The following is a 19,886-nucleotide window of genomic DNA, read 5'->3' on the forward strand; positions in this document are numbered from 1 at the left end:
AGGACAGTCCCTGCCCTCGAAGGGCCGCGCCGCGCGGGCCCCTTATGCTCCTCCTTGTTGCCGCATACTTCCCTGAATCGGAGCCGGTTTGAGAAGCGCCGCAGCCATTCAAGTGCTGTAGCGACCGTCGCTACCTAAAAAGCGCACGTCGCCGTCGGGCATTTCTGATGCCGAATGCTGCGATGTTAACACAAAATTGCCCCATTGGGCCACATTTGCGAATGCTTCTCGGCCGATGTTCGGCGACTCCGCCGATGGGCGAGTTGTGATGCGAATCGCCCGCTAAAAAAAGCGCGCGGCTCGATCGGGAGCCGCGCACGAACGTTGAAGATCGTCAGTCTGCAAGCTTCGCTGCAATCCGCGCGACATGCGCACCCTGAAAGCGAGCCGCTTCGAGTTCGACCGCGGACGGCTGCCGCGAACCGTCGCCGCCGGTAATGGTCGAGGCGCCATAGGGCGATCCGCCCTTGACTTCCTCAATCCCCATCTGACCCTGGAAGGCATAGGGAAGTCCGACGACCACCATGCCGTGATGCATCATCGTGGGGATGAGGCCGAGAATCGTCGATTCCTGGCCGCCATGCTGGGTCGCCGACGAGGTGAACGCGGAACCCACCTTCCCGACGAGCTTGCCTTTTGCCCAGAGGCCGCCGGTCTGGTCGATAAAGTTGCGCAATTGCGAAGCGACAGTTCCGTAGCGGGTACCCGCGCCGAAGATGATCGCATCGTAATCCGCCAGTTCCTCGACGGTCGCGACCGGTGCCGGCTGGTCGAGCTTGAAATGCGAAGCCTTCGCCACGTCCTCCGGCACGAGTTCCGGAACGCGCTTGACGACCACTTCGGCGCCGGCCGATCTTGCACCTTCCGCGACCGCATAGGCCATCGTCTCGATATGCCCATAGGCCGAATAGTAAAGAACCAGTACTCTAGCCAAAACGATACTCCTTGTTGTCCGGCAATTCCGCTTGATCGCCGCGGCAGGCAGGATTTATCAAAACACATGCCACTGCCAGTGCAGGGATGGTCGACAGACTGTTCAGCTTTTTTCAACACCGACGAGATCGCGTTCGCGATCCGAATACGCCCGGAGCACCAATGACCAGCCCCACGATCGTCACCGCCGCCATGCTCGCCATTGGCGACGAGCTTCTCTCCGGCCGGACCAAGGACAAGAACATCGGCCACCTTGCCGATATGCTGACGATGGTCGGAATCGATCTGCGCGAGGTGCGCATCGTCGCCGACGACCAGGACGCGATTGTGGAGGCGGTCAATGCGTTGCGCAGCCGCTACCGCCACGTATTTACGTCCGGCGGCATCGGTCCGACCCATGACGACATCACTGCCGATGCGATTTCGAAGGCCTTCGGGGTCGAGTGCATTCACGAGCCGAAGGCAATGGAGCTGCTTGGCGCGATGTACGAGCGCCGCGGCATGGAGTTCACCGAAGCGCGCAAGCGGATGGCCCGCATGCCTGATGGCGCGACCCACATTCCCAATCCGGTGTCGACCGCGCCCGGCTTCGCCATCGAGAACGTCTATGTCATGGCCGGCGTGCCCCAGGTGTTCCAGGCGATGCTCGACGCGCTGTTGCCGAGCCTTGAGGCCGGCACGCCCGTCCTGTCCCGTACGGTTCGCTCCCCCTATGGCGAGGGCGACATCGGAGCGCCGCTGACCGAGGTGCAGAAGAACCATCCCGAAACGAGCATCGGCTCCTATCCGAAATTCGACGGCAAGAGCTTCTCGACGGATATCGTGATCCGGGCTCGCGATGCCGCGGTCCTTGGCGCCGCAGAAGCCGGAGTGATCGCGATGATCGAGGCGATAGGCAGCTCGCGCGAGAAAAACCAGCCCTGAACTCCGCGGCCGCGAAATCATTGCAGATCGCGGTGCTCGCGACCGCACTGGCTCTTGCACTTTCGGCTTCATTGCCGCTATTGCATCAGGCATGAACAAGTGTCGGCGGCGTGGCCGTCGAACTGCAGCAACGCTTATCCGCCGACAGCGCAAGAGAGCCGGAGTCCGCCATGTCTCTTCCCGAGAAAGCCTTTCCTGTATCCTGGGATCAGTTCCACCGTGACGCCCGCGCCCTGGCCTGGCGGTTGGCCGACAACGGACAGGAATGGCGCGCGATGGTCTGCATCACGCGCGGCGGCCTTGTTCCGGCGGCTATCGTCAGCCGGGAACTCAACATCCGGATGATCGAAACGGTCTGTATCGCCTCCTATCACGACTACGACACGCAGGGTCAGATGAAGGTGCTCAAGAGCATCTCACCTGAGATCGCCAAGGATGGGGGCGAAGGCGTTCTCATCGTCGACGATCTGACCGATACCGGCAAGACTGCTGCCGAGGTTCGTGCGATGCTGCCGAAGGCGCATTTCGCCGCGGTCTACGCAAAGCCGAAAGGTCGCCCCCTCGTCGATACTTTCGTGACCGAGGTCAGCCAGGATACCTGGATCTACTTCCCCTGGGACCTCGGTTTCACCTACCAGGAACCGATCGCCAAGGGCACCCGCGGCTAGCGCAGATCGTTTCACCGTTCATTAGCGTAGTGAAACACTTTAGCACTTTGAAAGTGGGCGATTCCCGACGGAAACGTTACACGCTTTCCTGGAAGTGTGCAGAACGCTCGGCGTTCTAAGCATTCTCTCCAAGCGGCGCTATGCACTCGACAAGGCTTTCGGCCGTTGCCGCGCGGCCGGCCACGATGCCTGCCTGGCCATGGCGCCAGACTGCGGCCGCTGCCGCCTCGAAGGCAGGCATTCCCTGTGCCAGATGGGCGCCAATGATCCCCGCAAGCACGTCGCCCGAACCTGCTGTCGCGAGCCAGGGCGGCGCGTTGACATTGACAGCGGCCCGGCCGGACGGCGCGGCAACGACCGTATCCGCACCCTTATAGACGATCACGGCATGGCTGAGCCTTGCTGCGGCCTGCGCCTTCTCGATCTTGGACAGCGCCGCATCTTCGGCGATATCCGGGAAGAGCCGGGCGAACTCCCCTTCGTGCGGCGTCATCACCACCTGGCCGCCCTCTGCCGCGATCCTGTCGAAAAGTTGCTCCCTGCCCTCTCGAAACGAACTTATCCCGTCGGCATCGAGCACTAGCGCGCGGCCGCAGAGCATGAGCACGAAATCCCGCGCCTTTTTACCGATCCCGAAGCCCGGTCCGAGAACGAAGGCATTCAGGCGTCTGTCCTTGAGCCAGTCGGCAAGGCCGGCAGTGTTGCTGATTTCCTTGAGCATGATGGCGGTGAGGTGCGACGCGTTGACGGCAAGCGCTTCCGTGGGAGAGGCAAGCGTCACCAGCCCCGCACCGGCGCGCAGGCCCGCGGCGGCCGATAGCCGCGCGGCCCCGGTCGAAACCGGTCCGCCGCAAAGCACCGCGAGATGGCCGCGCTTGTATTTGTGGGTCGCGGGATCCAGCGCGCCGAGGTGTCGCTCCCACAGCGCGGGCGTGTTGACGTTGAGATCGCCGGCTCTGTCCGCAACGAGCCTTGCCGGAATGCCGATATCGAAGATTTCAAGTGTGCCGCAGCGGGCGCGGCCCGGCATCAGCAGATGGCCGGGCTTGGCCGCCATGAACGTCACCGTGTGAGCCGCAACGAAGCTCAAGCCCCGGATTTCGCCCGTACGCCCGTCAATGCCGGATGGCAGGTCCACGGCGAGGACCGGTACTCCGCTCGCATTCACTTGCTCGATTATCGTTCTCGCCTCCTCGGGCACGTCGCGCGCAAGCCCCGCCCCGAAAAGTGCGTCGATGACGACGTCACCCGATTGCGGTTCGTAGGCGTCGAGGGGTCCGGGCACCAGCGCGCAGGCATCGCGCGCCTGCGCGGCGTCGCCCTTCAGAATTGCCGCGTCCCCGAGCGCGAAGACGGCGACGCTTGCGCCGGTTTCGGCGAGCGCCGCTGCGGCGACATAGCCATCGCCGCCGTTATTGCCGGGGCCGCAAAGCACGACAAAGCGCAGTGCTTCCGGGTAAAGCCGCAAGGCGGCGGCCGATACGGCCGTTCCCGCCGAACGCATGAGCGAGAAGCTGTCGATCCCCGAGCGCGCGGCATCCTTGTCGACCTCTGTCATTTCCGCCGGGGTCACGAGAATATTCGAAAGCGCGTGAAGCATGGAAACGATCTAAGCTCGACCGAAAGCGCAAGACAAGAGCAGCGTTGACGGAAAGTGACGTGACTAAAAAATATGCAATTGCACACTATAAGTGCTCAAATAACATGCTTTGACCACGAAACGTAGCGATCATCCGTCGCGCACCGGTGTCGAACACTCAAAACCTCATAAAAAATAGGCAGAATGCCGTTGCAGAAGCCACTGCCCCATCGGCACCCATCGCGTTACCACTGGAAATTTCGCAATCTGCGCGTCATTCCGCTACAAAAGTGGCACGCTACGTGCATAGTGTGAGGCCAAGCGGGCAGAACCTGCTTTAAAGGGAGAAGCGGAGAGACATTTTCTCATGAAAAAGATCGAAGCGATCATTAAGCCTTTCAAGCTCGACGAAGTGAAGGAAGCCCTTCAGGAGGTCGGCCTGCAGGGGATCACCGTCACGGAAGCCAAGGGCTTCGGGCGGCAGAAGGGACATACGGAGCTCTACCGCGGCGCAGAATACGTCGTCGACTTCCTGCCGAAGGTGAAGGTCGAAGTGGTGCTGGCGGACGAAAATGCGGAGGCCGTGATCGAAGCCATTCGCAATGCCGCGCAAACCGGCCGCATCGGCGACGGCAAGATTTTCGTATCCAATGTGGAAGAAGTGATCCGCATCCGCACCGGCGAAACCGGTCTCGACGCCATCTGATCGCGTCCGGCGATCTCACCGATCCGGGGGCCGTCCGGCCCCGTTTTTCCAATCCTCGTCATCACACAGGGAATTGCAACAAATGACGACTGCGAATGAAGTTCTGAAGCAGATCAAGGAAAACGACGTCAAATTCGTAGACCTGCGCTTTACCGACCCCAAAGGCAAGCTGCAGCACGTGACGATGGATGTCGTCTGCGTCGACGAAGACATGTTCGCCGACGGCGTCATGTTCGACGGTTCCTCGATCGGCGGCTGGAAAGCTATCAACGAATCCGACATGGTGCTCATGCCCGATCCGGAAACGGCGCATATGGACCCGTTCTTCGCCCAGTCTACCATGGTCATCTTCTGCGACATTCTCGATCCGGTTTCGGGCGAAGCTTATAACCGCGATCCGCGCGGCACGGCCAAGAAGGCAGAAGCCTACCTCAAGGCCTCCGGCATCGGCGACACCGTCTTCGTAGGTCCGGAAGCGGAATTCTTCGTCTTCGACGACGTCAAGTACAAGGCCGATCCGTACAACACCGGGTTCAAGCTCGACAGCTCCGAACTTCCCTCAAACGACGACACGGACTACGAGACCGGGAACCTCGGTCACCGCCCCCGCGTCAAGGGCGGCTATTTCCCGGTTCCGCCGGTCGACAGCAGCCAGGACATGCGCTCCGAAATGCTGACCGTGCTGTCCGAAATGGGCGTGACGGTGGAAAAGCATCACCACGAAGTGGCAGCGGCGCAGCACGAGCTCGGCGTCAAGTTCGATGCCCTCGTGCGCAACGCCGACAAGATGCAGATCTACAAATATGTCGTGCACCAGGTCGCCAATGCCTATGGCAAGACCGCGACCTTCATGCCGAAGCCGATCTTCGGCGACAACGGCTCGGGCATGCACGTGCATCTGTCGATCTGGAAGGACGGCAAGCCTACCTTCGCCGGCGACGAATATGCCGGGCTTTCCGAATCCTGCCTCTACTTCATCGGTGGCATCATCAAGCATGCCAAGGCCCTGAACGCCTTCACCAACCCGTCGACGAACTCCTACAAGCGCCTCGTCCCGGGTTATGAAGCACCGGTTCTGCTTGCCTATTCGGCCCGCAACCGCTCGGCCTCCTGCCGCATCCCCTTCGGCACCAACCCGAAGGCGAAGCGCGTCGAAGTCCGCTTCCCCGATCCGACGGCGAACCCCTACCTCGCCTTTGCCGCGATGTTGATGGCCGGTCTCGACGGCATCAAGAACAAGCTTCACCCCGGCAAGGCCATGGACAAGGACCTCTACGACCTGCCGCCGAAGGAACTGAAGAAGATCCCGACCGTCTGCGGCAGCTTGCGCGAAGCGCTCGAGAGCCTCGACAAGGACCGCAAGTTCCTGACCGCCGGCGGCGTTTTCGACGACGACCAGATCGACTCCTTCATCGAACTGAAGATGCAGGAAGTCATGCGCTTCGAAATGACGCCGCACCCGGTCGAGTACGACATGTACTATTCCGTCTGATGGCGGAGCGGACGGCCCTCACAGGTTCTGTCCATGCAAGATGAAACGAGGAAGGCGGGTTTCATCCGAAGCCCGCCTTTTCAGTTCGACGCCGATGGAAGCCTCGCTACCGGAGGACCGGACCTCTTGATGTTCCATATGCGACAACCCAGATAACTGTCTGAAAGGATGTGTTGCGTCATGAAACAAAGAAACGCCAAGTTTGAGATCGGACAGGTGGTTCGCCATCGGATGTTCCCGTTCCGCGGCGTCGTCTTCGACGTCGACCCGGAATATGCGAACACCGAAGAATGGTGGAATGCGATTCCGCAGGAGATCCGGCCCGAAAAGGACCAGCCCTTCTATCACCTGTTTGCGGAGAACGACGAAAGCGAATACGTCGCCTATGTTTCGGAACAGAACCTCGTTTCCGATGACAGCGACAGGCCGATCCGGCACCCCCAGGTGGACGCTCTGTTCGAAAAGGCCGACGCCGGACACTACAAGCCGAAGGCCACCTATCAGCATTAGAGCGGAATGAGGAAGAGGTGCGTGCGGGTTGCTGCCGCATCCGCTCAGCGCCGGGCTGAAACCACGCAGAGTCGCCGCAACTTCGCCGGCGGAAGCAGGTACGAAAAAACGCCCGGCTCGGTGTGAACCGCGCCGGGCGTTTTACCTGTTCAGAGAAGCTGTCGATTACTGCTGTTTGGCAGCCTTCTGCGCCTCTTCGAGCTTCTTGCGGGCGTCTTCTGCCTTCTTCTGCATCTCTTCCTGCAGCAGGCGCTGACGCTCTTCAAGCTGGGACTGCTCGATCGGTTCGCCGTCGAATACGCCGGTGAAGCCTTCGAGCGTCATCTTGATGGGGTTCGGAGCGCGCTGGAAGTTGACGGAGGTGAAGACGACCTCGTTGCCCTTCTTCAACTGCGCGATAAGCGCGTCGGAGAGCGGCGCTTCGGCAACGCACTTGTCCGGCATGCAGATCGCGTAGTCGAGCTTGACGCCCTTGCCGCCGTCGATCTGCATTTGAACGCCGGGCGGGATCATGCGCGCGGACGGTACGGAAACCTGCATGACCTTGCGATTGACCTTGCCGGAGACGGTAATGAGGCCGACGGCCGTCACCAGCTGGCCGTTATTGGCGGTGAGCAGGTTCTGCACGATGCAGACATCGTTGTCTTCCTGCTTGGTGCAGACCTTGAACCAACCCTGCGGCGGCTTGCCTCCCGCCTGCTGCGCGGATGCGACGTTCGGCGCACCGGCTGCTGCGAAAGAAAGCGCCAGCGCTGCCAATCCCGCGCGTGTGGTGAAGTTCGACTTGAAGATCATTGTGATTCCGTCTCCTGAAATCCGGTCACGGAACAGAGTTCCGCAGAGTGAGTATCGTCAGCCGCCGTTGTCCTGTTGGCCAAATGAGGCATTTGAATGGCCCCGATTCCGGAAACACCTGTTACATTGGCTCGTGCGGTTTATCCAGTGTTTGTTGCGATTTTGTGCAATCATTTGCTTTGAGCGGCCCTTTCGAACCGGCGAGGGATGTGGCAGGAGCCTGCTTTGTTCTTTTCCCGACCCGGCGCCGGTTGGAAATGCGCTCCCGCATTGATACCTTGCGCGGAATCGGCCTGTTGAATCCCCACGGGAGGTGAAGTTGCGCGCAGTTGTTTCCGGCCTGGTGATGCTCCTGGCGGCCAGCATGTTTGCCAATGGCGCTCTGGCCGCGCCCGTGCATGCGATCGCCATGCATGGCGAACCCGCCTTGCCTGCCGATTTCAAGCACTTCCCTTACGTCAACCCGCAGGTGAAGAAGGGCGGGAAGGTCGCCTACGGGGTCGTCGGCACGTTCGACAGCCTCAATCCCTTCATTTTGAAGAGCATGCGCACGACCGCGCGTGGCATGTGGGACCCGGGCTTTGGCAACCTGGTCTACGAATCCCTCATGCAGCGCTCGCAGGACGAGCCATTCACGATGTACGGCCTGCTCGCCGAAACCGTCGAATGGGACGATGACCGCACTTTCATCCAGTTCAACCTCAATCCCAAGGCGCGCTGGGCCGACGGCCGGCCGGTGACCGCCGAAGACGTGATCTTCACCTTCGAATTGTTGCGCGACAAAGGGCGCGCACCCTTCAGCAACCGCCTCTCCAAGGTTGCGAAGATGGAGAAGGTCGGGGAACGTAGCGTGCGCTTCACCTTCACCGAGGAGGCCGATCGCGAGATTCCGCTGTTGCTGGGACTTTCGCCCGTGCTGCCGAAGCATGCGATCGACGTCGAGGCGTTCGATCGGACGAGCCTGGAGCCACCGCTCGGCTCCGGTCCCTACCGGGTCGCGGAAGTCAGGCCCGGCGAACGGATCGTCTATCGCCGCAACCCCGACTATTGGGCCAAGGATCTGCCCTCGAAGGTGGGCCTCGACAATTACGATGAGATCTCAGTCGAATATTTTCTGCAGGAGAACACCCTGTTCGAAGCCTTCAAGAAGGGTGTGGTGGACATCTACGCCGAAGGCAGCGCAACGAAATGGGCCCGCGCCTACGATTTTCCCGCCGTTCGCAGCGGCGGCGTGATCAAGGAAACGTTCAAGCCGAAGACACCGTCCGGCATGCTCGGCTTCGTCTTCAATACGCGCAGGCCGATGTTCGACAACATCAAGCTCAGGCAGGGGCTCGCTCTCGTTTTCGACTTCGAATGGGTCAACAAGAATCTCTTCGACGGCGCCTATACGCGTACGCAGAGTTATTGGCAGAATTCGTCGCTTTCCTTCCTCGGGGTGGCGGCTGACAATCGTGAACTGGACCTCATGGGAGACGTGAGGGAGCGCATCAATCCGGCGATCCTCGACGGCACCTACCGGCTCCCCGTGACGGACGGCTCGGGTCGCGATCGCAATGTGCTCCGGGAAGCGGTGACGCTTCTTCGCGAAGCGGGCTACTCCATCAAGGACGGCAAGATGGTCGACGGCAAGGGTACGCCGCTCGCTTTCGAGATCATGAGCCAGAATGCCGGCCAGGAGAAGGTTGCGCTTGCTTATCAGCGGTTTCTCGCGCCGCTCGGCATCGCAGCGAGGGTTCGCACCGTCGACGATTCACAATATCAGCTGCGCAGCCAATCCTTCGATTACGACGTCATCATCAAGTCCTTCCCCTCGTCGCTCTCCCCCGGTCTCGAACAGATCAATCGCTGGAGTTCGCAAACTCGGGACAGGCAAGGCAGCGACAACTTCGCCGGCGTCGCCGACAAGGACGTCGACAAACTGATCAACAACATCCTGCAGGCGCGCAACCCCGAGGACTTCACCGCCGCCGTTCGTGCGCACGACCGGCTCCTCGTCAACAATTCCTATCTTGTTCCGCTTTACCATCTCGATGCGCAATGGATTGCCCGGTGGAAGCATATCGGCCGGCCGACGACGGTACCGCTTTACGGTTATCAGTTGCCGAGTTGGTGGGACGAGCGTGTTCAGTAGGCAGGCACCCGTTCGCTGATGCATTGAAAGATGTTTCCGGCCGGCCTATGTCGCAGTTTTGGTAAAGCGAAAGGCCGGCACCATGGAAACCGTCAATATCGATATCGTCTCGGACGTCGTATGCCCCTGGTGCTATCTCGGCAAGAATCGCCTCGACCAGGCGATCGCCAATGTCGCCGGCGAGATCAACGTCGCTATCCAGTGGCGTCCCTACCAGCTCAATCCCGATCTGCCGCCGGAAGGCGTCGACCATAAAGAGCACCTGGCGGCCAAGCTCGGCGGTCAAGCGGCCGTCGACGAGGCGCACCGGATGCTCGAAGGCCTCGGTGTGGAAGACGGCATCGCCTTCGATTTCGATGCCGTCAGGGTCAGCCCGAATACGCTCGATGCGCACCGGCTGATCCGCTGGGCCGCGACCGGCGGCGAAGCGGCGCAGGACCAGGTGGTGAGCCTGCTGTTCAAGGCGAATTTCGAAGAGGGTCGCAACCTCGGCGACCACGCCGTCCTCCTCCACATCGCCGAACAGGCCGGCCTCGAAAGGCCGGTTATCGCGGCTCTCCTCGCCTCAGACGCCGATAAGGACGCCGTAAGGCAGGAAATCGGCATGGCCCGGGAAATCGGCGTGACCGGCGTTCCCTGCTTCATCATCGAGCAGCAGTATGCGGTGATGGGGGCGCAGTCGGTCGAGGTGCTGACCAGCGCTTTGCGCGAGATTGCGCAGATGAAGGCCGAGCATCCGGCTCACTGAGCTTGCGTAGAGAGCAAATTCCGCGTGGAACGGCGGCGTTTCACTGCATCGGGAGAACCTTCTTTTCCGCGGGGATAGCTACAGCCGGTCATTTCCGATCATTTCCGGAAGCGGGATGGCGCTACTCCCGTCCAGCGTTTGAACGCGCGGGTGAAATGCGCGGAATCACTGTAGCCCACCCTTAAGGCGATGTCGGTCATGCTATGCACACCTTCGCAGATCAGCCGGATTGCCTCACTGCGGCGCGTGTCATCAAGCAACTCCTCGAAATCGACGCCGCAAAACTTGAGGCGCCGTTGCAGGGACCGAGGCGACATGCCAAGGGTTCTCGCGACGGTCTCCAGTCCAAGCGCATGACCATCGGACAGCCTTTCGCTGAGCATCTTCGCCGCCTCTACCGCGGAAGCTAGGGCCTCTGTCGCCTTCGAAGGCCGAATTCCGGCGGTTTTGAGAGGAAGGTCGAGCAGTTCCCGATCGAACTCGATCATATCGTGATCGCATCCCGTTTCGATGTTGGACCCCAGGCACTCCTCCAGCGCCCCGTTTCCGAGCATCCTCGAAGCTGTCAGCCGAACCCTTATTGCGGAGGGTTCGCCGGCCATAAGCGGCACTTTGCGAAGTACCGCCAGGCTGCCGAAGATGAACTGCCGGGGATCGAACTCGTAACGGTCCGCGAAGCGGAAGACGATTCGAGCGGTTTTGCCTTCCGTCATGAAGCGTACCTCCGATCCGCGGTGGATCGTAGGCACATTGACGGTCGCGAGCGCGCATGCGGCGGCCACGTCTCTCGCCGCGAGAACCGATTGTCCCCACACGCCGAGATCGCGGAGTTCAGTCATGAAGCCGACATGCGCGCCCGCGAACGGGTCCGCCGCAACCTTCGCCAGCTCGTTGGCCATGTGAAAGCACTGGGCGCGGGGAAGCCAGCCGTCTGCGTTCTGGAACACGTTCGGCGAGATGCCGAGGCGTTCGCAGAATTCGATTGCCGAGACACCGCGCCGGGCCAGATAGGGCGCAATTGGCAGGAAAGCCCTGATCCTGATCGAGGGTGCAGAATTCAACATTCGGGGACCAAACTTGGCATGAAAAGGCAAGACGAAATACACGCACTATAGCAGTATGCAACTCCGTTGGAAGTCTTTCGCGATTAAGTTGTCCGTAGCAGAATTCCTCCGGCGTTTTGGCGGGGTCTATTACCAACCTTATGGCGGCGTTACGCCGGGGTCTGCATCGACTGAGCTTGAAGCATTTCGTCACAAATCTATTTTTCGGAGGGTACAATGAATATTACGCGCCGTGAGTTGACGGTGGCCGGTCTCGGCCTGATGGCAGCGGGCTCCATAGGTTCGCCGGCGACCGCCCGCGATGGGCTGGTCGCGAATTTGCCGGAGGGTCTCGACGAGTTCGCATCGGCCGTGGAGGCTTACATCTATGCCTATCCTCTTGTGACCATGGAGATCACCAGGCGTGTGATCACCAACGTCGCCGAGACCGAAGGAACCCGAGGCCCGATGGGGCATATCATCAAGCTGCGCCGATACCCGGACGCCAAGTTCCGGGACGTGACGGCGCCCAACGCCGATACGCTCTATACGACCGCATTCTTCGACGTCGGTGATGAACCGTGGGTGGTCAGCCTGCCCGACCTGAACGATCGCTATGCCCTGTTTCCGATGTTGGACGGCTGGACGACCGTGTTCGACGTTCCCGGAAAGCGGACCACGGGCACGGGGGCACAGACCTTCGTGGTTACCGGTCCCGGATGGGAAGGCGCGCTCCCGGAAGGGGTCAAGCAATACAAGTCTCCGACGAGCATCGTCTGGTTGCTCGGGCGCATCTACTGCACCGGAACCCCAGAAGACTACGCCGAAGTCCACAAGCTTCAGGATGAAGTGAAGCTCTACCCCTTGAGCGCCTGGGGGAAGGACTGGACTGCGCCCAAGGGCAAGGTCGATCCGGCCATCGACATGAAGACCGCCGTTCGCGAGCAAGTCAACAAGATGGACGCCGTCGAATACTTCACGCTGTTCGCCGAACTCTTGAAACGGAATCCGCCCACCGACGCAGATGCGCCCATGGTGGCCAAGCTTGCTGAGTTGGGCATCGTTCCCGGCCGGGATTTCGACAAGACCAAATTCGATCCAGCCTTCGCAAAGCGCGTCCCCGAGGTGGGTTTTGCGCGCATCATGATGCACTTCAAATTCAGCGATGGCGACGTTCAGGACATCGACGGCTGGGGCTTCACCACGAAAACAGGCATCTACGGCACAAATTATCTCCAGCGTGCCTTGATCACCGCGATCGGGCTTGGGGCAAACCGGCCACAGGATGCGATCTACCCCACCTCACTGAAGTCCGACAGCGGCGTGATCAAGCGGGCATACGATGGATCCGAAAAATACGTCCTGACTTTCAAGAAGGGGCTTACGCCGCCGGTTTCGGGTTTCTGGTCATTGACCATGTATGATGCGGAGTACTTCTTCGTCGACAATCCGCTCGATCGCTATTCGATCAGCGCTCGGCAACCGCTAAAGGCCAATCCGGATGGCTCGATCGACCTGCTGATTCAGCATGAATCCCCCGGATCGGACATGGAATCAAACTGGCTGCCGGCCCCCGAGGGAAAATTTATCCTCATGATGCGCCTGTATTGGCCTGACGAGGGCAATCCCTCCATTATCGATGGTTCCTGGACGATACCGCCCGTGAAGAAGGTGAGTTGATGTCTGTATTGGGCGCTGAGAACTGGGAGCGGCGAAATGTTCGATCGCCGCTCCTCTTCCTGCCGGCGTGAATACGGTATTTTACAGGAGTAATCGATTTGGCGCGGCACCTTACCCGGAACGCCAGGGGCGGCGTACCATCATGGCCGTCTTTGCCGTGCGTCTTGTGCCTGATGCTGCTCTCCGCATGTGCGGGCCGCCCGACAGGGGTGCTCGAGCCGGTGGCGGCCAATCCGTCGGCCACTCAAGTCGAGATGCTGGTCACCACCACCCGAGGCAGGGCGGAAAAACCGGGCGAGATGTTCAGCGGCGAGCGCGCGCTTAGCCCGACATTCGCAGACATCACCGTGTCTATTCCGTCCGACACAGTCCGCAAGGCCGGCGAAGTCGCCTGGCCGCGCAAGCTTCCACCGAATCCCGAGACGGATTTCGCAACACTGAAGGCCGAGGAAATCGACCGCGGTGCGGCCGAAAAATGGTTGAACAGCCAGGTGCGCAAGAGCCCGGACGGCAGTGTCCTTGTCTTTATCCACGGGTTCAACAACCATTTCGAGGATGCGGTTTTCCGTTTCGCGCAGATCGTCCATGACTCGGGCGCGCGCAGTGTCCCGGTGCTCGCGACGTGGCCGTCACGCGGGAGTCTGCTGGCCTATGGCTATGATCGCGAAAGCACCAACTATACTCGCAACGCAGTAGAACGGTTATTCCAATATCTCGCGCGTGATCCCGAGGTGAAGGAAGTCTCGATTCTAGCCCACTCGATGGGAAATTGGCTGGCGCTGGAGTCCTTGCGCCAGATGGCCATCCGCAACGACGGGCTGCCGGCAAAGTTCAGGAATGTCATGCTGGCGGCGCCCGACGTCGATGTCGACGTCTTCGGTTCGCAGATCGCCGACATGGGCAAGCAACGGCCGCGCTTCACCCTCTTCGTCTCGCGTGACGACCGTGCGCTCGCCGTTTCGCGTCGCGTATGGGGAAATGTCTCCCGGCTGGGAGCGATCGATCCGGAGCAGTCGCCCTACAAGGAGGAGCTGGCGGCGAATGGGATTACCGTCGTCGACCTCACCAAAATCAAGGCAGGCGACAATCTGCACCACACCAAGTTCGCGGAGTCGCCCGAAATCGTACGACTGATCGGCAGCCGCCTGTCCAGCGGCCAGACCTTGACCGACAGTCGCCTGGGGCTCGGGGACCATATCGTCGCGGCGACCGCCGGGGCCGCCCATTCCGTCGGAACGGCCGCGGGACTGGTCGTTGCCGCTCCCGCTGCCCTCGTCGATCAGAACACGCGGCGGAATTACGTCCATCACGTCGAGTCACTCGCCGGACCATCCGGCGGAGTGAAATGAAACGCGGCCGACATTGCGTGCTGGGGCTGCAACCCCATGAGGTGCGCCGCCAAACCAGCCGGATTACAGGAAAGCTTAGGTGGCGCGGCGGCCGGTGGTTTGTAACTTTTCGGCTTTCCGTGCGTTCTGTCGGGCAAGCCGAGGAACGGAGGCAGTGATGTCGAAGCGCGAACTCATCGATACCGGGACCGACAAGCGCTACGTGCGGCGCGACGAAAGCGGGAAGTTCAAACAATCGGTGGATGTCGGCCGTTCCCTGTCTTCGGACAGGAAACAGAAGGCGAAACACGATGCCAAGCCCGGCCAGGGCGACAAGGGCGATCGCAAGAACTAGCTCCGTGAAGATCGCCACCTATAACGTCAACGGGGTGAATGGCCGTCTGGAAGTCCTGCTGCGGTGGCTGGAGGAGGCGTCACCCGACGTCGTCTGCCTTCAAGAACTGAAGGCACCAGACCCGAAGTTCCCCGTCAAAGCCATCGAGGCTGCCGGATACGGGGCGATCTGGCACGGCCAGAAGAGTTGGAACGGCGTGGCGATCCTCGCCAGAGACAGGGAGCCAATGCTGACGCGCAAGGGCCTGCCTGGTGATCCGGACGATACCCACAGCCGTTATATCGAGGCAGCCATCGATGGCATCGTGATCGGCTGCCTTTATCTGCCCAACGGGAATCCCTACCCGGGACCGAAGTTCGAATACAAGCTGGCATGGTTCCACAGGCTGACGGCCTACGCGGCAGAACTGCTGGAACTCGACGTGCCGGTGATCCTCGCTGGCGACTACAACGTCATGCCGACGGAACTCGATGTCTACAAACCGGAGCGTTGGGTGAACGACGCGCTGTTCCGCGTCGAGGTCAGAGACGCTTATCATCGCCTGCTTGGACAGGGCTGGACGGATGCCCTCCGGCAGCTTCATCCCGGCGAGCGCGTCTACACCTTTTGGGACTACTTCCGAAATGCCTTCGTGAGGGATGCCGGCCTTCGCATCGACCACTTCCTGCTCAGCCCGGATGTCGCCAAAAGGCTTTCGGCTGCGGGGGTCGACAAGCATGTCCGGGGATGGGAGCACACAAGCGATCACGCGCCGGCCTGGATCGAACTTTCAGATGGAGCTGAGGAGGAAGGTCGATGACGATGAAAGATTGGCGTGCCGAGCTGCGCCTCGAACTGGAAAAACTGGTCGACGCCGCCGTCGTTGTCGGCGCGCGCCAACAGGATGTCTACGCCGCCATTCTTGACGAGATCGGACAGCTTCGGCTCGCCTACGAACGAGACCCGGATCCCGCTGACTCCGTCAGCGAACAGGTCATCGAAGAACCGTCCAACAATTGGCCGGCCGCGGACGAATGATCGCAGCACGGTGTCGCCGTCCGGAACGGGTTTACGAAATTGGTGGTCGCGATCAACCGCGCACACCTTTCCTCATCCGGCTCTCGCGAGCGCTGCAAGCTGCGTCATCACCATCGCGGCGCCGGAAAGGCGTTTCTCCGGTGTTGCGAGGTCGCGCTGGAAGAAGATGCTTTGGTCCGGGCGGATCTTGGCGATTGTTCCCTGTTTCGCGATGTAGCCCACGAGTGCCGCGGGATTGGGAAATTCCTTGTTGCGGAACTGGACCACGACGCCCTTCGGTCCGGCATCGAGCTTTTCTACATTCGCCGTGCGGCAGAGCGACTTGACGTAGACGATCTTCAGAAGGTGCTGTACCTCCGTCGGCAGCGGCCCGAAACGGTCGATCAGCTCCGCACCGAAGCCGTCGATCTCCTTGAGGTCGGTCAGCTCGCCCAGGCGCCGATAAAGGCCGAGGCGAAGATTGAGGTCCGGCACATACTCTTCCGGAATCATCACCGGGGTTCCGACCGATATCTGCGGCGACCAGCCGGTATCGTGGATCTCCTCCTCGCCCTTGAGTTCGGCAACCGCCTCCTCGAGCATCTGCTGGTAGAGCTCGAAGCCGACCTCCTTGATGTGACCCGATTGTTCCTCGCCGAGCAGGTTGCCCGCTCCGCGGATGTCGAGGTCGTGGCTGGCGAGCTGGAACCCGGCTCCAAGCGTGTCGAGCGATTGAAGGACCTTCAGGCGTCGTTCCGCCGGCCCGGTCAACGTCTTGTTGACGGGAAGCGTGAAGAGCGCGAAGGCGCGGACCTTGGAGCGCCCCACCCGGCCGCGCAGCTGATAGAGCTGGGCAAGGCCGAACATATCGGCACGATGCACGATCAGGGTGTTGGCGGTCGGTACGTCGAGACCGGACTCAACGATCGTCGTCGAGAGGAGCACATCGTAGCGCCCTTCGTAAAAGGCGTTCATGATGTCTTCGAGCTCGGTCGCCGGCATTTGCCCGTGTGCCACGGCAACTTTCAGTTCCGGCACGTCGGATTTCAGGAAATCATGGATTTCCGGAAGATCGCTCACCCGCGGACAGACATAGAAGCTCTGGCCGCCGCGGTAGTGCTCGCGCATCAAAGTTTCACGGATCACCAAAGCATCGAAGGGCGAAATGAAGGTGCGCACCGCCATGCGGTCGACCGGCGGCGTCGTTATCAGCGAAAGCTCGCGCACTCCGGTGAGGGCAAGCTGCAGCGTCCGCGGAATGGGTGTCGCCGAGAGCGTGAGAACGTGCACATCGCTCTTCAGCTCTTTCAGGCGCTCCTTGTGCTTGACACCGAAATGCTGCTCCTCATCGATGATGAGCAGGCCCAGATTGGCGAATTTGATCGACGAGCCGAGCAGCGCGTGCGTGCCGACCACGATGTCCGTCTTGCCATCGGCGACCTCTTTCTTCGTGAGCGCCAGATCCTTCGCGCTGACCAGTCGCGAGGCCTGCTGAATTCGGATCGGCAAGCCGCGGAACCGATCGGAGAAGGTCTTGTAGTGCTGCCGCGCAAGCAGGGTCGTCGGCACGACCACGGCGACCTGTACGCCGTTCATCGCCGCGATGAAAGCGGCACGCAGCGCCACCTCCGTCTTGCCGAAGCCGACATCGCCGCACACGAGACGGTCCATGGGCCGGCCGCGGCCGAGATCGTCGCGGACGGCATCGATCGAGTTCAATTGGTCCTCGGTCTCGTCATAGGGGAAGCGGGCGGCGAATTCGTCGTAGACACCGTCCTGTGCCGCAAGGACCGGCGCATGGCGCGTATGTCTTTCGGCAGCAATGCGGATGAGGCCGCCGGCCATATCGAGCAGCCGCTTTTTGAGCTTGGCCTTGCGCGCCTGCCAGGCGACACCGCCGAGCTTGTCGAGGACCGCATCGGTTCCTTCCGAGCCATAGCGCGACAGAAGCTCGATGTTTTCCACCGGGAGGAAAAGCTTGGCATCGTCCGCATAAACGAGCTCGAGGCAGTCATGCGGCGCGCCGGCGGCCTCGATCGTCCTGAGGCCGACGAAGCGCCCGATGCCGTGCTCGGCGTGCACGACATAACTGCCCTCGTCGAGACCGGTCACTTCCGCGATGAAATCCGCGCCTCGCTTGCGGCGCTTGGAGCGGCGAACCAGACGGTCGCCGAGAATGTCCTGCTCGCCGATGACGACGAGGTCACCCGTCTCAAATCCCGCTTCGAGGCTTAGCACCGCGGATGCGGCCTCGCCCGGCTTCAGCGAACCGATATCCGCGAGCGCCTTGACCGGACGGATATTGGCGAGACCATGCTCGGCCAGAACCTGAAGCAGCCGGTCGAGCGAGCCTTCGGTCCAGCCGGACACGATGACCTTGGCGCCTTTTGCCCGCTTCTCGGCGATATGCTTTACGGCCTGATCGAAAACGTTGGTGCGGGTGCCATCGGTATCGGCCTCGCCCGCCGGCTTGGCCCAACGCAGGCCCTGACGCGCTTCGATGTTCACGACCTGGCGCGCTTCGCCCTCGTGTTCGGTAAAGGGCGAAAGGCGGATCGCATTGCGATCATTCAGGGCTTCGCCGAAGCCTTTCGCAGTGAGATAGAGCATGTCCGGCGGCACGGGCTTGTAGGGCGTGCTCTGGGTGACCTGAGACTTGCCCGGCGAAGCCGAAGCGAGGCGGGCGTCGTAATAGTCGAGAACGAGCTTCGAGCGCTCTGCCGCGGCCTCGCGCGCCAGGTGGTCGGTGACGATGCGAAAGCCGTCGAGATAGTCGAAGACCGTTTCGAGCCGATCGTAGAAAAGCGGCAGCCAATGTTCCATGCCGGCATAGCGCCGTCCCTCCGACACGGCCTGATAAAGCGCGTCGTCGCGCGTCGCCGCCCCGAAGAGAGAAAGATACTGCTTTCGGAAGTGGCTGATCGTCTCGGGCGTAAGGGATACCTCGCTCATCGGATTGAGGTCGAGGGACCGGACCTGCCCGATCGTGCGCTGGCTTGCGGGGTCGAAGGACCGGATCGCCTCGAGCGTGTCGCCGAAGAAGTCGAGGCGCAAAGGCTCGCCGCTGCCGGGTACATAGACATCCAGGATGCCTCCCCGTACGGCGAATTCGCCCATCTCGCGCACGGTCGGGACCCGCTCGAAGCCGTTTCGCTCGAGCCGGGCGGCAAGGTCGTCCATGCGGATCTGGTTGCCGGGCCGTGCCGTGAAGGCGAGACTTTCGATCACATCCTGCGGTGAGATCCTCTGCAGCGCTGCATTGATGGTGACGAGCACGATCGCCGGATGCGGTTTCCTGCGGTGGGCGATCAACGCGCTCAGCGCGGCGAGACGGCGCGCCGAGGTGTCGGCGCTCGGCGAGACGCGGTCGTAAGGCAGACAGTCCCAACCGGGCAGCGTCAGGACCGGTATGTCTGGAGCAACGAAACCGAGCACCTGTTCGAGGTCGGCGACCTTCTGGCCATCGGAGAGGATATAGGCGACGGGTGCCCCGGCCCGGGCAAGTTCGGCGAGCACGAGCGCCTCGGCGCCCGTGGGAACCGGGCCGATCGTAATTTCCCGCGTCGCCGCAAGTATCTTCCTAGGGTCGAGGCCAGGTATCATCGTCATGTCTACTTCGTTTCGTGGCGAACCGGGTCGAAATCCGGGCGATAGGCAGCGATCCGGAAGAAGAGTTCGGTCGCATAACGCTCGGGCAGCGGTTTTTCTCCGGTGATCCAGCGGACGAGGTCGTTGTCCTCCTCCCCCATGATTGCTTCGAGTTCGTCGAGCTCCGCTTCGGACAAGGTGGCGAGCTCCGCCTCGGCGAACTGGCCGAGGATCAGGTCCATCTCGCGGATGCCGCGGTGCCACGCACGGAAAAGAATCCTGCGCCGACGCGGGTCGAGATCGGCGCTCGTGCGCGAAATGCCGGTCATGGGATGTCCTTCCTGCCCTCCGCCGCTCCGGCGGATCGAGATCATGGGCTCTATAAACGCTGGAAAGCGGGTTGTCAG

Annotated in this window: 18 protein-coding genes; 12 read left to right on the forward strand and 6 right to left on the reverse strand. The window is 61.3% G+C overall.

The features are described from left to right. Positions 1 to 334 precede the first annotated feature (334 nt). Positions 335 to 934, reverse strand: a complete 600-nt coding sequence (gene wrbA / locus AC5J09_RS20545; protein WP_100674230.1) for an NAD(P)H:quinone oxidoreductase type IV — start codon at positions 932 to 934, stop codon at positions 335 to 337. A gap of 161 nt (positions 935 to 1,095) precedes the next feature. Between wrbA and AC5J09_RS20550 the strand changes: the two genes are divergently transcribed. Beyond that, complete coding sequence (locus tag AC5J09_RS20550) at positions 1,096 to 1,857, forward strand: competence/damage-inducible protein A (RefSeq protein WP_018094962.1); 762 nt, start codon at positions 1,096 to 1,098, stop codon at positions 1,855 to 1,857. A gap of 170 nt (positions 1,858 to 2,027) precedes the next feature. Then, positions 2,028 to 2,525: a xanthine phosphoribosyltransferase gene (gene gpt / locus AC5J09_RS20555; RefSeq protein ID WP_015007526.1), complete on the forward strand. Its 498-nt coding sequence runs from the start codon at positions 2,028 to 2,030 to the stop codon at positions 2,523 to 2,525. Between the two features lie 115 nt (positions 2,526 to 2,640). Here gpt and AC5J09_RS20560 read toward each other — a convergent pair whose 3' ends face one another. Then, positions 2,641 to 4,125 carry an NAD(P)H-hydrate dehydratase gene (locus tag AC5J09_RS20560; protein ID WP_494298374.1) on the reverse strand — a complete coding sequence of 495 codons (1,485 nt, stop codon included), beginning with the start codon at positions 4,123 to 4,125 and terminating at the stop codon, positions 2,641 to 2,643. Positions 4,126 to 4,471: 346 nt separating this feature from the next. Here AC5J09_RS20560 and AC5J09_RS20565 point away from each other — a divergent pair, with 346 nt between their 5' ends. The 3 genes from AC5J09_RS20565 to hspQ all read left to right on the forward strand — a co-directional run bounded on the left by AC5J09_RS20565 (position 4,472) and on the right by hspQ (position 6,812). Beyond that, the gene (locus AC5J09_RS20565; protein ID WP_003528058.1) at positions 4,472 to 4,810 is read left to right on the forward strand and encodes a P-II family nitrogen regulator; all 339 of its coding nucleotides are present in this window, start codon (positions 4,472 to 4,474) and stop codon (positions 4,808 to 4,810) included. A gap of 82 nt (positions 4,811 to 4,892) precedes the next feature. Continuing rightward, positions 4,893 to 6,302 carry a type I glutamate--ammonia ligase gene (gene glnA, locus AC5J09_RS20570; RefSeq protein WP_100674228.1) on the forward strand — a complete coding sequence of 470 codons (1,410 nt, stop codon included), beginning with the start codon at positions 4,893 to 4,895 and terminating at the stop codon, positions 6,300 to 6,302. Between the two features lie 180 nt (positions 6,303 to 6,482). Beyond that, on the forward strand, positions 6,483 to 6,812 hold the full coding sequence (gene hspQ, locus AC5J09_RS20575) for a heat shock protein HspQ (protein WP_003528052.1): 330 nt from the start codon (positions 6,483 to 6,485) through the stop codon (positions 6,810 to 6,812). 165 nt (positions 6,813 to 6,977) lie between these two features. Here the strand turns inward: hspQ and AC5J09_RS20580 are convergent, their stop codons facing one another. Continuing rightward, positions 6,978 to 7,607 carry an invasion associated locus B family protein gene (locus tag AC5J09_RS20580; protein ID WP_100674227.1) on the reverse strand — a complete coding sequence of 210 codons (630 nt, stop codon included), beginning with the start codon at positions 7,605 to 7,607 and terminating at the stop codon, positions 6,978 to 6,980. Between the two features lie 319 nt (positions 7,608 to 7,926). Between AC5J09_RS20580 and AC5J09_RS20585 the strand changes: the two genes are divergently transcribed. Both AC5J09_RS20585 and AC5J09_RS20590 read left to right on the forward strand, forming a co-directional pair. Beyond that, entirely contained in the window at positions 7,927 to 9,741 is a 1,815-nt protein-coding gene (locus tag AC5J09_RS20585; protein WP_494298375.1) for an extracellular solute-binding protein, read from the forward strand. Positions 9,742 to 9,823: 82 nt separating this feature from the next. Further along, positions 9,824 to 10,489, forward strand: a complete 666-nt coding sequence (locus tag AC5J09_RS20590; RefSeq protein WP_100674225.1) for a DsbA family oxidoreductase — start codon at positions 9,824 to 9,826, stop codon at positions 10,487 to 10,489. 98 nt (positions 10,490 to 10,587) lie between these two features. Here the strand turns inward: AC5J09_RS20590 and AC5J09_RS20595 are convergent, their stop codons facing one another. Continuing rightward, complete coding sequence (locus tag AC5J09_RS20595) at positions 10,588 to 11,508, reverse strand: AraC family transcriptional regulator (RefSeq protein WP_100674316.1); 921 nt, start codon at positions 11,506 to 11,508, stop codon at positions 10,588 to 10,590. A gap of 261 nt (positions 11,509 to 11,769) precedes the next feature. Here AC5J09_RS20595 and AC5J09_RS20600 point away from each other — a divergent pair, with 261 nt between their 5' ends. The 5 genes from AC5J09_RS20600 (at position 11,770) to AC5J09_RS20620 (ending at position 15,912) form a co-directional block, all read left to right on the forward strand. Further along, complete coding sequence (locus AC5J09_RS20600; RefSeq protein ID WP_275597934.1) at positions 11,770 to 13,212, forward strand: DUF1254 domain-containing protein; 1,443 nt, start codon at positions 11,770 to 11,772, stop codon at positions 13,210 to 13,212. Positions 13,213 to 13,310: 98 nt separating this feature from the next. Then, positions 13,311 to 14,561, forward strand: coding sequence for an alpha/beta hydrolase (locus AC5J09_RS20605; protein ID WP_494298376.1), 1,251 nt, complete (start codon positions 13,311 to 13,313; stop codon positions 14,559 to 14,561). Positions 14,562 to 14,718: 157 nt separating this feature from the next. Continuing rightward, positions 14,719 to 14,895: a hypothetical protein gene (locus tag AC5J09_RS20610; protein WP_018094971.1), complete on the forward strand. Its 177-nt coding sequence runs from the start codon at positions 14,719 to 14,721 to the stop codon at positions 14,893 to 14,895. A gap of 4 nt (positions 14,896 to 14,899) precedes the next feature. Continuing rightward, the gene (xth, locus tag AC5J09_RS20615) at positions 14,900 to 15,694 is read left to right on the forward strand and encodes an exodeoxyribonuclease III (RefSeq protein ID WP_275597931.1); all 795 of its coding nucleotides are present in this window, start codon (positions 14,900 to 14,902) and stop codon (positions 15,692 to 15,694) included. Next, positions 15,691 to 15,912, forward strand: coding sequence for a hypothetical protein (locus AC5J09_RS20620; RefSeq protein ID WP_275597930.1), 222 nt, complete (start codon positions 15,691 to 15,693; stop codon positions 15,910 to 15,912). Before xth ends, AC5J09_RS20620 begins: the two co-directional genes overlap by 4 nt. Positions 15,913 to 15,984: 72 nt before the next feature. Here AC5J09_RS20620 and mfd read toward each other — a convergent pair whose 3' ends face one another. Both mfd and AC5J09_RS20630 read right to left on the reverse strand, forming a co-directional pair. Further along, complete coding sequence (mfd, locus tag AC5J09_RS20625) at positions 15,985 to 19,500, reverse strand: transcription-repair coupling factor (RefSeq protein WP_018094974.1); 3,516 nt, start codon at positions 19,498 to 19,500, stop codon at positions 15,985 to 15,987. Positions 19,501 to 19,502: 2 nt separating this feature from the next. Continuing rightward, positions 19,503 to 19,808 (reverse strand): FAD assembly factor SdhE, encoded by a 306-nt coding sequence (locus AC5J09_RS20630; RefSeq protein WP_003537695.1) that lies wholly within the window; start codon positions 19,806 to 19,808, stop codon positions 19,503 to 19,505. Positions 19,809 to 19,886 lie beyond the last annotated feature (78 nt).

This window comes from Sinorhizobium sp., assembly GCF_059070375.1.